This is a genomic window from Rugosibacter aromaticivorans (genome assembly GCF_000934545.1).
GTDB lineage: Bacteria > Pseudomonadota > Gammaproteobacteria > Burkholderiales > Rhodocyclaceae > Rugosibacter > Rugosibacter aromaticivorans.
On the sequence record NZ_CP010554.1, the window covers coordinates 2,902,584 to 2,916,184 of the forward strand.

Annotated in this window: 12 protein-coding genes; 11 read left to right on the plus strand and 1 reads right to left on the minus strand. The window is 55.6% G+C overall.

Going from position 1 to position 13,601, the window contains the following annotated elements:
• Positions 1-83 precede the first annotated feature (83 nt).
• Positions 84-587 carry a peptide deformylase gene (def, locus tag PG1C_RS14350; protein WP_202635392.1) on the plus strand — a complete coding sequence of 168 codons (504 nt, stop codon included), beginning with the start codon at positions 84-86 and terminating at the stop codon, positions 585-587.
• A complete protein-coding gene (gene fmt / locus PG1C_RS14355; protein ID WP_202635393.1) occupies positions 587-1,492 on the plus strand; it encodes a methionyl-tRNA formyltransferase in 906 nt (301 codons plus the stop codon). Before def ends, fmt begins: the two co-directional genes overlap by 1 nt.
• Positions 1,493-1,558: 66 nt before the next feature.
• Here the strand turns inward: fmt and PG1C_RS14360 are convergent, their stop codons facing one another.
• On the minus strand, positions 1,559-2,137 hold the full coding sequence (locus tag PG1C_RS14360; RefSeq protein WP_202635394.1) for a urate hydroxylase PuuD: 579 nt from the start codon (positions 2,135-2,137) through the stop codon (positions 1,559-1,561).
• Positions 2,138-2,441: 304 nt separating this feature from the next.
• Between PG1C_RS14360 and htpX the strand changes: the two genes are divergently transcribed.
• The 9 genes from htpX to ubiE all read left to right on the plus strand — a co-directional run bounded on the left by htpX (position 2,442) and on the right by ubiE (position 13,593).
• Positions 2,442-3,287, plus strand: a complete 846-nt coding sequence (htpX, locus tag PG1C_RS14365) for a zinc metalloprotease HtpX (protein ID WP_202635395.1) — start codon at positions 2,442-2,444, stop codon at positions 3,285-3,287.
• Between the two features lie 93 nt (positions 3,288-3,380).
• Positions 3,381-4,685 (plus strand): 16S rRNA (cytosine(967)-C(5))-methyltransferase RsmB, encoded by a 1,305-nt coding sequence (rsmB, locus tag PG1C_RS14370; protein WP_202635396.1) that lies wholly within the window; start codon positions 3,381-3,383, stop codon positions 4,683-4,685.
• A gap of 43 nt (positions 4,686-4,728) precedes the next feature.
• On the plus strand, positions 4,729-5,349 hold the full coding sequence (locus tag PG1C_RS14375) for a DUF4390 domain-containing protein (RefSeq protein WP_202635397.1): 621 nt from the start codon (positions 4,729-4,731) through the stop codon (positions 5,347-5,349).
• A complete protein-coding gene (locus tag PG1C_RS14380) occupies positions 5,346-7,523 on the plus strand; it encodes a sensor histidine kinase (protein ID WP_202635398.1) in 2,178 nt (725 codons plus the stop codon). The genes PG1C_RS14375 and PG1C_RS14380 overlap by 4 nt, the downstream gene beginning before the upstream one ends.
• 2 nt (positions 7,524-7,525) lie before the next feature.
• Entirely contained in the window at positions 7,526-8,761 is a 1,236-nt protein-coding gene (locus tag PG1C_RS14385) for a sigma-54-dependent transcriptional regulator (protein WP_202635399.1), read from the plus strand.
• A gap of 120 nt (positions 8,762-8,881) precedes the next feature.
• Positions 8,882-9,952 (plus strand): uroporphyrinogen decarboxylase, encoded by a 1,071-nt coding sequence (gene hemE, locus PG1C_RS14390; RefSeq protein WP_202635400.1) that lies wholly within the window; start codon positions 8,882-8,884, stop codon positions 9,950-9,952.
• Between the two features lie 383 nt (positions 9,953-10,335).
• The gene (locus tag PG1C_RS14395; RefSeq protein ID WP_202635401.1) at positions 10,336-12,345 is read left to right on the plus strand and encodes a primosomal protein N'; all 2,010 of its coding nucleotides are present in this window, start codon (positions 10,336-10,338) and stop codon (positions 12,343-12,345) included.
• Positions 12,346-12,420: 75 nt separating this feature from the next.
• Positions 12,421-12,840 carry a gamma-butyrobetaine hydroxylase family protein gene (locus tag PG1C_RS14400; RefSeq protein WP_202637102.1) on the plus strand — a complete coding sequence of 140 codons (420 nt, stop codon included), beginning with the start codon at positions 12,421-12,423 and terminating at the stop codon, positions 12,838-12,840.
• 9 nt (positions 12,841-12,849) lie between these two features.
• Positions 12,850-13,593, plus strand: a complete 744-nt coding sequence (gene ubiE, locus PG1C_RS14405) for a bifunctional demethylmenaquinone methyltransferase/2-methoxy-6-polyprenyl-1,4-benzoquinol methylase UbiE (RefSeq protein WP_202635402.1) — start codon at positions 12,850-12,852, stop codon at positions 13,591-13,593.
• Positions 13,594-13,601 lie beyond the last annotated feature (8 nt).

Genomic DNA, 13,601 nt, shown 5'->3' on the forward strand with positions numbered 1-13,601 from the left:
AGGGATATGTCTTAGGGTACCGTTTAATTCGCCCGATTCTGCCCGACAATTCTTCCGGTATCAATTCTTTCAAGAGTTTTTTCATGGCCTTATTACCCATTTTGCGTTATCCCGACCCGCGCTTGCACAAAAAAGCGACCCCGATCACCTCGATTGACGATCGCATTCGCAAGCTAGCCGCCAACATGGCAGAAACCATGTATGCCGCACCCGGCATTGGTCTTGCGGCAACACAGGTAGATCATCATATTCGCCTGATTGTCATTGATGTCACCGATAGCAAATCCAAATTGCAGGTTTTTATCAACCCGGAAATAATTGATAAATCGGGTGCCTGCGAAAGTGAAGAAGGCTGCTTATCAGTGCCCGGCATTTACGAATCGGTCACCCGTGCCGAAGAAGTCACCGTCAAAGCATTGGGGCTAGACGGCCAAGCCTTCGAGCTCGCCGCAGACGGCTTATTGGCGGTGTGCATTCAGCATGAAATTGACCATCTGAATGGCAAGGTGTTCGTTGACTATCTTTCCCGTCTCAAACAACAGCGCATCAAGGAAAAACTCGTCAAGCAAGCGCGGGCCACGCTGTAATGCGGATAATTTTCGCCGGCACGCCGGATTTTGCCGCACAGGCGCTGGCGGCCATACTCGCGGCCGGACACGACGTGCCGCTAGTGCTCACTCAGCCCGATCGACCTGCTGGGCGGGGCTTGCAGCTACAGCCTTCAGCAGTTAAACAACTGGCCCTCGCGCACAGCCTGCCGGTGTTTCAACCCGAACGCCTGAAAGACCCGGCCACGCATGAACCGATGCGCGCCGCCTTTGCTGACGTGATGGTAGTGGTCGCCTATGGTCTGATTCTGCCGCAAGCCGTGCTGGATATTCCGCGCCACGGCTGCCTCAATATTCACGCCTCGCTCTTGCCGCGCTGGCGCGGTGCGGCACCGATTCAGCGCGCCATCGAAGCGGGGGATAAAGAGGCCGGCGTGACCATCATGCAAATGGAGGCCGGGCTGGATACCGGCGCCATGCTGCTGGCAGAAAAACTGGAAATCGGCGCTGAGGAGACGGCGGGCGAGCTGCATGACCGGCTGTCCACGCTCGGTGCACGCCTGATCGTCGCCGCGCTGGCGCAACGTGATGCGCTGACGCCCAAACCTCAGTCCGCAACGGGCACAACCTATGCCGCAAAAATCAGCAAAGCCGAAGCGCAGCTAGACTGGACACAGCCAGCCGATGTGCTGGCGCGCAAAATCCGCGCCTTCAATCCCTTTCCCGGTGCCACCCTGCCGCTGGCCGGCGAACTCATCAAGGTATGGCGTGCAGAAGCAGTGGAGGGCTGCGGCAGCCCCGGCCAGATTCTTGCGGCGGATGCAGATGGCATCGTCATCGCAGCCAGCCACGGCGCTTTACGCTTAATCGAGCTGCAAAAACCCGGTGGCCGCCGTCTCACCAGCGCCGACTTTTTACGCGGCAGCCCACTGCTTTTAGAATAAAGTTTCCGGAATAAAAAAGCCCGCCATGCGGCGGGCCTTAGGCGGTTTAGCAACCTCGGCAGCGTTTTACAGGCCGCCGTTTTGCTGGGCGACCATGCAGTACAGCATGGCGACAGACAGCATCGTGTTAAAGCGCGACGTCAGCATGGCCATGCGTGCTGCCTTGGCTTTTTCAGCCGCTTCGACCACCACAATGCCCAGCGCTTTTTTCTGATTCGGCCAAATGATGAACCAGACATTGAACGCCATCAGCAGCGCCAGCCACATACCAATACCAATCGTGCGCGCCGGATCGGCCAGAGTCAGTGCCTGCACCAGATAATGGGCATTCCAAGCAACCAGCAGACCCGTCACCACCGTTGCCAGCGCCGACCAACGGAACCAGAACAACGCGGCGGGGGCAATCACTTTACTGATGGCGGGCTTTTGCTCATCCGGAATTTTCGGCATGGACGGGATTTGCACAAAATTGAAATACCAAAGCAAACCAATCCACATCACCCCACTGCCTACATGCAACCAACGCAAGCCGATGGCGTGCGCGACACCATTGGTTAGCCCATTGCCCACAAAAAACAGCAGCAGGGCAAGTATCACAATACCGGCAATCACTGTCCGGCTCAACGATTGAAAAATGATAGACATCAGACGATCCTCCCTGAGATTGTAATAGTTAAAGATAGCGTACTCTGCACGCGGTTCATAATGCTGACCTTCCGCGATGCAATGGTAGCGCGATGTAGCGCAAAAATGTAACGAAAATTGGGAATGACACCCACATCAAGATGAAAATGGAGCGAAAATCATGTGCTGAGGATTGAATTTTCTTTACCCGCTCCGATCTAAATACAGGCAATACAATCAGCGTCCGCTGTACCCCCATCTGTTCTTGGGTACCTTGGATAGCTTGAAAGCTGGAATCCATTGTGACTACGCAGGAGTGAAACACATGTTCGGCAACTGGTTAAAAACATCGATTCTGATGGCGGGAATTACAGCCTTGTTCGGTGCCATTGGCGCTATGCTGGGTGGCGCGCAAGGCATGTTGCTGGCGCTGTTGCTGGGCGGCGCGATGAATGTCTTTTCTTACTGGTTCTCTGACAAAATGGTGCTGCGCATGTATAACGCGCAAGAAGTCGATGAGGCCAGCTCGCCTTATTTGTACAACATGGTGAAAGAACTCGCGGCGCGCGCCGAATTGCCCATGCCGCGCGTCTATCTGATCGACGAGGCGCAGCCGAATGCCTTTGCCACGGGACGCAACCCCGAACATGCTGCCGTTGCCGCGACGTCCGGTATTTTGAACCTGCTCTCGGCGCGTGAGTTGCGCGGCGTCATGGCGCACGAGCTGACGCATGTGAAGCACCGCGACATTTTGATTTCCACGATCAGCGCCACCATGGCGGGGGCGATTTCGATGCTGGCCAATTTTGCCATGTTCTTTGGCAACCGCGACTCCTCGGGACGTTCAACCAATCCGCTGGTCGGCATTCTGGTGATGATCCTGGCCCCCTTGGCGGCCAGCCTGATTCAAATGGCGATTTCGCGTGCGCGTGAATTTGAGGCGGATCGTGGTGGCGCTGAAATTTCTGGCGAACCTTTAGCACTCGCTGACGCGCTGGCAAAAATCGATTCCTACGCGCGTGGCATTCCAATGGCAACGGCAGACGCACACCCGGAAACTGCACAGATGATGATCATGAATCCGCTCTCTGGCGGTGGTTTGCGCGGATTGTTTTCGACCCACCCGGCAACCGAAGAGCGCATTGCACGCTTGCGTGCCTTGGTGCTGTAGTGCTGTAGTCGTTGCGGCCCATGTTGCATGGGTGCAACATTTGCCAAGCGCAAAGAAAGCCATGGCGATAGCCTGCCACGGTAGACTACTGTCATGACTGAACAAGCTTCCCGCTCTGCCCCTCTTGCGGCAGCCCTCCTGGGCGCGGCTGATCTCTTGGCCGCTGTCCTTTCCGGCCGCACGCTGGATGCCGCACTTGCCGAAACCGCACTTACCAAAACCCCGCTCACCGGCCCCTTGCGCGCGGCAGTGATGGATTTGGCCTATTCCACCTTGCGTAGCTTTGGCCGTGAGGATTTTTTTCTTGCGCAATTGATGAATAAACCTGTAGCTGATGTGCAGATACGCTGCTTGTTGTTAATTACACTCAATCGTCTGGAAGCTCGCCCGGAACACGCCTACGCGATTGTGGATCAAGCCGTCACTGTGGCATCGCGTTTGGCCGCAGGTAATTTCAAAGGCTTGGTAAATGGCGTGCTACGCAACTTTTTACGCCGTCAAGATGAACTACTAGCGCGTGCAAAAGAAAACCCCGTAGCGCACCACCAGCACCCAGCCTGGTGGATCACGCGACTGAAAAAAGATCATCCGCACCACTGGCAAGCCATTCTTGCTGCCAACAATACGCACCCTCCCATGACGCTGCGAGTCAATCAGCGCCGTATCACCAGCGCCGACTTTTCAGCGCAACTCACAGCCGCCGGATTAACCACGCACGCCGTGGGCGACGCGGCATGGCAACTCGATAAGCCCGTGCCGATAGAACAAATCCCCGGCTTTCACGAAGGCCTGTGCTCAGTGCAAGACGCCGGTGCCCAGCGTGCTGCACTGCTGCTGGATGTGCATCCCGGCCAGCGGGTGCTGGATGCGTGCGCTGCACCTGGCGGCAAGGCTGCGCATCTACTTGAGCTCGCCGACCTGCAACTGCTCGCGCTTGACGCCGACGCCGCACGCGCCGCACGAATCACGGAAAACCTTGTCCGCCTCGGCTTGCTCTCGGACAATGTTCGCGTGTGCACGGGTGACGCTCGCACGCCCACCATCTGGTGGAATGGCCAGCCGTTTGATCGCATTCTGGCCGATGTCCCCTGCTCAGCCTCTGGCGTCGTGCGGCGTCATCCAGATGCCAAATGGCTCCGTCGCGTCAGCGATATCGAGGGTTTCGCTGTCACGCAAGTCCGCATTCTTGACGCCCTCTGGCACACACTCGCTAGCGGTGGCAAAATGCTCTATGCCACCTGTTCTTTATTTGCTGCTGAAAATGAAGAACAGGTGGCCGCGTTTATCGGCCGTCATGCCGATGCCCAGCGCCTAGCCATTGATGGCGCGCCTTCCGTGCAGCTTTTGCCCCATGCCGACCATGACGGCTTTTTTTACGCGCTTCTGCAAAAAAATTAACACTCGCTTACGCGCAACGCGACCGGTTTTGCACGGCGCACCTATGACCTCACTTGCGGCCTTCATGCGTCCGTGCCTGCTGCTATTGTCACTCTTTCTGCTACTGCCCGGCTTCGTATCTGTGGTGCTCGCAGGCAGCATTGAAGCACAGCGGGCAAGCATTGCGTCAGGTGAGGAAAGTTACACACTCACCGCCGAATTCAACATTGATCTTGGCCGCCGCCTGGACGACGTTGTGACTCACGGCATCCCGCTTTACTTTGATTTTGAAGCGGTGCTCGAGCGGCCCAGAAAATACTGGAGCAACGAGCACATCGCCACGCGCAATCTGACCTATCGCCTGAGTTACCACGGGCTCACACGCCAATATCGCGTAGCTCGCGTAGCTCAAGGCGCCCAAGAAGGCAGTAGTAGTTTGTATCAAAGCTTCAACACGCTGAATGAGGCCTTGCGTGTTTTGGCGCGCGTCCATGCGCTACCCCTCGTTGAACGACGTGCTATCACTCCAGGCGAAACGTATATCGCCCGCGTGCGTTTATCGCTTGACCACAGCCAATTGCCCAAGCCATTTCAGATCGACGCCATCACCGACAACGACTGGCGCATCGACGCCAAAACCTTGCAGTGGCAATTTACCGCCCCCTCGACAGGGGCCGCTCCATGAAGCTGGCGCTCATACTGGCGGCAGCTTTAGCGGCGGTGCTGCTTTTTTTGCTGGCATTCACCTCGGGCAACACTGCCTTCTTTGCGCAGTATTACCCCTGGCTGTTGGCATTTAATGGGCTCGCCGCACTGGGTATGCTGGTCATGGTCACTGTCCAACTCATCCGCTTGCGGCGCGACTTTAAAGCAGGCATTTTTGGCGCACGCCTCAAATCGCGCCTGCTGGTTATGCTGGCCTTGATGGCCGTGCTGCCGGGTGCGCTGGTGTATGCCGTCTCCATGCAATTTGCCGTTAACAGCATCGACTCCTGGTTTGATGTGCGGGTTGACCAGGCGTTAGAAGGCGGGCTGGAACTCGGCCGTAGCGTGCTCGATAATCTGCAAGACGATTTACTGGAAAAGACACACCGGGCCGCCTTGGAACTCGGCGATGGCCAGACGCCACCAAGTCAGTTCAACCATCTGCGCGAACAAATGGATGTCGACACTGCCACATTGCTGACGCTCTCCGGCCAGGTTGTCACCAGCAGTGCAGATGACTTGCACAACCTCTTGCCACCGCTGCCCAGCATCAGCCAACTACGCAGCGCACGCAACGGGCGCGGCATGGCGTTCGTTAGTGAAGATAACGAAGGCTTGATGATCCGCACCCTCGTACCGGTGGTTGCCCACACGACACATTTGCTCGAATTTGAACCACGCATTCTGCAATTGACCCAACGGGTTCCTCCGGCGATTGCTAAAAATGCCAGCAATGTTGAAGCCGGTTACCGCAATTATCAAGAACTGCAATTAGGACGCAGTGGCCTCAAGCGCATCTACACGCTGACCTTGACGCTCACCTTGATGTTGGCCTTGTTCGCAGCTGTAGCACTGGCGTTTCTTCTCGCAGAACACTTAGCGCAACCTCTGCTGATTCTGGCTGAGGGCACTCGCGCAGTCTCCGCGGGCGATTTCACCCCGCGCACCATCATTGAAACCTCCGATGAACTGGGGCTTTTGACACGTTCGTTCAACAACATGACCCGCCAATTAAGCGACGCCCGTGCAGAAGCCAATCTTCATCGGGAAAAAACCGAAGCCGCACAAGCCTATCTGGAAAGTGTGCTGGGCAATTTATCTGCGGGCGTGCTTGCTTTCAGCCCTGATCTTCATTTGCGCGCAGCGAATCGTGGGGCACTGACCATTTTGCAGGATGAACTGGTGGCATTTGAAAAAATACCGCTCGCTGACTGGCCGCGTCATCAAGCACTTGCTACCGCCATCATCGATCGCTTTACCCGGTACGGCGAAGAATGGCAGCAGCAACTCGACCTTAATCACGACAATCATGCACCGCAAACGCTGCTCATACGCGGTACTGCGCTACCTACCACCGGTGGTGGCGGGTTTGTCGTGGTGTTTGACGACATCACGCGCTTGATCTCGGCGCAACGCTCTGCCGCCTGGGCTGAAGTTGCGCAACGTCTGGCGCATGAAATAAAAAACCCGCTCACGCCCATTCAGCTATCTGCTGAACGGTTACAAATGAAGCTCAGCGCTGCGCTGGATGGTCCTTCCCGCGCGCTACTTGAACGCGCTACCAACACCATCATTACTCAAGTAGAAGCGCTAAAAAACATGGTTAATGATTTTCGCGATTACGCCCGCACACCACCCCCACAGCGCACCGTGGTGAATTTACGTGCGCTGGTTATCGATGTGCTGGCCCTGTACGAAAATACACCGATCCAATTCACCGTATCACCAGCGCACCCCGAAGGTATCGAGAAGCCAGTCTCTTTGCGGGAAAGTGCCCTTGGGGTGCCGACTTTTTTTAATGTTCTCGCCGATGCCAATCAGCTGCGCCAAGTGCTGCACAATCTATTCGCCAATGCGCAAGATGCGTTGGCGAATATCGCCCGGCCGCGCATCGATATTCGCATCGAACAAGACAACCACCGCGTGCGTCTCACCCTGCACGATAACGGCGCAGGCTTTTCACCCCAAATGCTGGCACGCGCGTTTGAACCCTATGTAACCACCAAAACCAAGGGCACGGGCTTGGGCTTGGCGATTGTGAAAAAAATCATTGATGACCACGGCGGAGAAATCCGCCTGGCCAACCACGATGGCGGCGGTGAAGTCAGCTTGTGGCTGCTGATCGCTGGTGATAAACAGACAACCACAGGATAGATATGTCAAAAATACTCATAGTCGATGATGAAATTGGCATTCGCGAGTTGCTCTCAGAAATTCTTCGCGATGAAGGCTATGACGTTGTGCTCGCAGAAAATGCTGCCAGCGCCAAAGTAGCGCGCGCTGGGGCGCAACCCGATTTGATCCTCCTCGATATCTGGATGCCAGAAGTCGACGGCATCAGTCTGCTCAAAGAATGGGCGGCTCATGGCCAGCTCAATGTGCCCGTGGTGATGATGTCCGGCCATGCCACGATTGATACAGCAGTAGAAGCCACGCGCATCGGCGCGCTGGATTTTCTGGAAAAGCCCATCGGCATGCAAAAGCTGTTGCAGACCGTAAAAAAATCGCTCGAGCGGGGCAGCCGAAAACACCGCAGCGGGCTATCGCTCGCGGCCTTTACCCGCCCCGGTGCGTTGCGTGATTTAAAACGGCGCTTCGAGCAATTGCTCTCCAGCAGCCCTTTGCTCCTGCTGCGCTCCGCTCCTGGCGGCATCGTTGAGCTTGTCGCCCTCACCGCGCAAGCCGCCAACAAGCCCTTGCTTGATCTGTCGAATGAAGTCGAGCCGCTCGAATTAGAAAAGCTTGAATCGCTCGCCGATGGCTTGTTATGGTGCGAAGAGTTGGCACGGCTAAACCGTTTGCAGCAAAAAAATCTGTGCTTTGCCGCCGAACGATTAACTAAATATCGGTTGCGCCTGGTTGTTGGCACCACGCATGACGCGGCTAGCCTAGTGACGCACGGATGGGAAGAAAGCGACGTCAACCGCCTGTTCGAGTCTGTACTGGGTGTGCCCGCACTGGCTGAACTAAAAGAAGAAGTGCCCGACATTGCCACGCATTTGTTGAGTTTTTTGGCCGAAGAAGAAGCTGTTCCCCTGCGCCGCTTTTCCACCGGGGCGTTAAATACCTTGCGCCATCATTCGTGGGCCGAGGGCTACCCAGCCCTTCGCGCGGCGGTGAAATCACTTGCGGTGGCAGCGCTCAGCGAAGAAATTTCTGCCGAAGAAGTGCGTCAGCTTCTCGCCCCCGCAGGCGAGCCAGGCCAATTAAGACAACAACTAGCCCCAGAAATCATCCAGCAACCCTTACGCGAAGCGCGAGAAGCCTTCGAGCGCATTTACTTCGGACACCATCTCGCGCAAGTGGATGGCAATATGGTGCGTCTGGCAGAAAAAACCGGGCTGGAGCGCACACATCTTTATCGCAAACTTAAAGACCTCGGCTTGCGCTAGCCCGACCTTTACTCGTTATGAAGCAGCGTTACGCTCGGGCTGCGGAGGCGTGTCGTTGTCGATTCACTGCAGTTTCACTGTAGTGCGATAATTCGGCCTTTCCCTTGCTGAAATTTTTCCATGACCCGCCCCCAAAACGATACTTTTTTGCGCGCACTGTTACGCGAACCTGTGACCCATACGCCAGTCTGGCTCATGCGCCAGGCCGGACGATACCTGCCGGAATACAACGAAACGCGGCGGCGGGCGGGCAGCTTTCTTAACTTGTGCAAAAATCCTCAGCTAGCCTGCGAAGTCACTCTGCAGCCATTGGCACGCTTTGATCTGGATGCGGCGATTTTGTTTTCAGACATTTTGACCGTGCCCGATGCCATGGGTTTGGGGCTTTACTTTGCCGAGGGCGAAGGGCCAAAGTTCGAGCGCCCCCTACGCAACGAATGGGAAATTCGCGATCTCACCGCGCCAGATCCAAACGTCCATTTGCGCTACGTGATGGATGCTGTCGCTGAAATTCGTCGTGCCTTGGGTAATAGCGTGCCCCTGATTGGTTTTTCTGGCAGTCCTTGGACGCTGGCTTGTTATATGGTGGAAGGCGGAGCCTCGGCTGACTATCGCACCATCAAAACCATGTTGTACGATCGGCCTGATTTACTCCATCGTATTCTTGATGTCACCGCCACAGCGGTAGTGAACTACCTGAATGCGCAAATTGAATCCGGCGCCCAAGCCGTGATGATTTTCGATTCTTGGGGTGGGGTGTTATCGCACGCAGCCTATCACGAATTCTCGCTCGCTTACATGCGGCGCATTCTTGCCGACCTCAAGCGGTCGCATGATGGCCAGCGCGTGCCATGTATTGTATTTACCAAAGGTGGCGGCCAATGGCTGGAAGCCATTGCGGATACAGGATGCGACGCCATCGGGCTGGATTGGACCACCCATTTGGGCGAAGCCCGCGCTCGCGTAGGAAATCGCGTGGCCTTGCAGGGTAATCTAGATCCTATGGCGTTGTTTGCATCGCCCGATAAAGTGGCTGCCCAAGCGCACCGCGTGATGAGCCAATTTGGCGAGGGCACGGGCCACGTGTTTAATTTGGGCCATGGCATTTCACAATTTACCCCGCCTGAAAATGTCAGCGTCTTAATTCATGCGGTGCACAACTATCCTCTACAAGGGTCTTCAGCCGATTGATTTTGCAGTCCCTTGCGAGACAATCAAATCGGTCTGAAGCCTGCTTGAAAAGCCCACCAGGCAAGCCACTAAAGCCACCCAAAATTAGCCTGTCATGGTTGACTTATGCACAAAAACAACGAACGGGTGGTATTGAGCGCCACTGAATGGAAGCGTCCTAGAAAATTAATTAACTTATTGTTTTAAAACACATTTATTTTGATCAAATTTTGCACAAATAAGTCAATTGCCTTACAGAACCATGGCTTGAGTGTTTTCCTGGGTGTTTACTCACAAAGTTATCCACAGTTTTTGTGGGTAAGAATTTTTCTCCATTACTACAGCCAGTTGCAACACTTTAGCAACATTTTTTCGAGCTATCGCAAGCAACTGATTGATGCAATATGAGCATCGTCCGCGTCGCCCTCGATCTGCCTCTACTCCGATTGTTTGATTATCTGGCGCCCGGGGCAAGTGCCAGCGATATTGGCTACCGCGTTAGCGTGCCCTTTGGTCGGAGCTTGCGCATGGGTGTCATTGTCGATTGGATAGCAACCAGTGAACAGCCGGTAGATAAGTTAAAGCCGGTCACGGCAATTTTGCGCGACATACCGCCTTTACCCACCGACTGGCTGGCGTTGTGTGAATTTTGCGCGCGCTACTACCAAGCACCGCTTGGTGAAGTCATGGCGTTTGCATTGCCCCCTATGCTTCGGCGCGGCAAACACCCTCGCCCCCAAAAGGCAAAAAAAGATCTAAATGCTGTATCAGCCAAACACGAATCTAAACCAGCTTCGACTGTTTGTTTGCCTTCCTTGTTAGCTGCACAACAAGCCGCTGTCGAACAGATTGTCAGCACAACGGCCTTTCAAACCTTTTTGCTGCATGGGGTTACCGGCAGCGGCAAGACCGAAGTGTATTTACGCGCCATAGAGGCAACCTTAGCGCAGGGGAGGCAAGCGTTGATGCTGGTGCCTGAAATTGCACTCACACCGCAACTTGAAAGTCGCGTACGGGCGCGCTTGCCGCACGCCCATTTGGTGGTTGCCAACAGCAGTGTGGCTGATGCCGCCCGCGCCCGTGGGTTTCTTGATGCGCTCACCGGAAACGCTGAGATTGTGCTCGGTACGCGGCTGGCGATATTTACCCCCCTGCCCCGCTTGCGGCTGATTATTGTGGACGAGGAGCACGATGCCTCATTCAAACAGCAAGACGGTGTGCGTTATTCGGCGCGCGATCTGGCCATTTGGCGGGCGCATCAACAAAACTGCCCGATTGTTCTTGGCTCGGCCACCCCGTCACTGGAAAGTTTTCATCATGCTTTAGCCGGACGCTATCACATGTTAACCCTGCCGCTCCGCGCTGTTGCTGAAGCACCGCCCATCGTGCGCACCATCGATACGCGCCGCGAAAAATTACAAGAAGGCTTAAGTGTTGCGCTCATTAACGCACTCGAACAACGACTAGGCCGTGGCGAACAAAGCCTGGTGTTTCTGAATCGACGCGGCTACGCCCCGGTGCTGGCATGCCCTGCCTGTGGCTGGATTTCCCGCTGTCAGCATTGCGCTGCCAATCTGGTGGTGCATCTGGCAGATAAACATTTGCGCTGCCATCATTGCGGGTTTGAGACCGCGATTCCTCACGCCTGCCCGGATTGTGGCAATGTCGATTTGCAGCCTTTTGGACGCGGTACCCAACGACTTGAATCGGCGTTGATCGAACGCTTTCCGCAGGCGCGTATTTTGCGTGTTGACCGTGATTCTGCGAATAGCGCTAAAAAATGGCAGGCGCTCTTGGCGAGCATTCACGCAGGTGAGGTGGATATTCTGATTGGCACCCAAATGCTGGCCAAAGGGCATGATTTCCCCAAGCTCACTTTGGTCGGCGCTGTCGGTGCGGATGCAGCACTCTTCGCGGCTGACTTTCGTGCGCCTGAACGACTCTTTGCGCAGCTCATGCAGGTGGGTGGCCGTAGCGGCCGCGCCGATCTGCCTGGTGAGGTGTTGATACAAACAGAATACCCGACCCATCCGCTCTATCAGGCACTGATTGATCATGACTACAGCCGGTTTGCACAATCTCAACTCGAGGAACGTAAAACAGCCGGCTTTCCTCCGTTCACATTCCAGGCCATGCTGCGCGCCGAAAGCCGATCCATGGGTGAGTCAGTGGCCTTTTTAGCCCAGGCCCGTGACTTTGCGCTGGCCTTCGCCGACAGCTATATCACGCTGTACGAACCCGTACCGATGCGTCTGCATCGGCTGATGGCGCTGGAACGCGCTCAGTTGCTGGTGGAATCTGATAACCGCCCGGCGTTGCAGCATTTTCTGGCACAATGGCAAACTGCGCTTTACACCTTAAAACGCCCCCGCACGCTGCGCTGGCATGTGGACGTCGATCCACTCGAGTTCTAGTCCACGATGCCGCCACGCAGTTGACTGCGCTATCATGGTGATCCGTTTACCACGTGACATCGCGTGACACCTCCCATGCCCGGCCTTGATCACACCACCCCCAACCCCACCGAAATTACCCTGCACAAAAAATCGTGCATGCTGGAAATTGCCTTTGATGATGGCAGCCATTTTCAGTTACCGGCTGAATTTCTTCGTGTGTATAGTCCTTCTGCTGAAGTGCGCGGCCACGGCAAAGGACAGGAAACACTGCAAACGGGAAAGCACGACGTGGCGATTCTGGCACTCGAACCGGTTGGCAGCTATGGCATTAAGCCCACGTTCTCAGATGGCCACAATAGCGGCATTTTCTCCTGGGACGTGCTGCATTACCTGGGTGCCAACCAGCCTGCACTGTGGGCCGATTATCTTGAACGCCTAGCGGCTGCGGGGGCGAGCCGTGACGCATCGACACCAAAAATACCACCCAATACCGGATGCGGCAGCCACCGGTGACAAAAACTCATGACTAAAACTCACTTCGGATTTGAGACCGTCGACGAACACAGCAAGGCGCAACGCGTCGCCGGGGTGTTCTCATCCGTTGCGGCGAAATATGACATCATGAACGATCTCATGTCCTTCGGCCTGCACCGCGTATGGAAAAAATTCGCCATTGACATCGCCGCACCGCGCCCGGGCGAGCGTGTGCTGGATGTCGCGGGTGGCACGGCGGATCTTTCTTTAGCCTTTGCACGCCGCGTGGGTACGCAAACCGAAACCGGCGGGCAGGTATGGCTCACAGACATCAATAACGCCATGCTCAGCGTGGGGCGTGATCGCCTGCTGGACGCAGGGATCATTGCGCCCGTGGCGCAATGCGATGCCGAAAAATTGCCGTTCCCTGATGGTTATTTCGATATCGTTACCGTAGCCTTTGGCTTGCGCAACATGACACATAAAGAGCAGGCGCTGTCCGAGATGTTGCGTATATTGCGACCCGGAGGGCGGCTGCTGGTACTGGAATTTTCCAAGGTATGGGCGCCGCTGGAAAAAATTTACGATGCTTATTCATTCAAGCTGCTCCCCTGGCTCGGCGAGAAAATCGCCGGTGATGCGGCGTCATATCGCTATTTAGCCGAATCCATCCGCATGCACCCCGATCAAGCAGCGCTCAAAGCCATGATGGAACAAGTTGGCTTTGAACGGGTCGACATCTTCAATCTCACGGCGGGCGTGGTTGCCTTGCATCGTGGATACAAATTTTAAAAGGACAC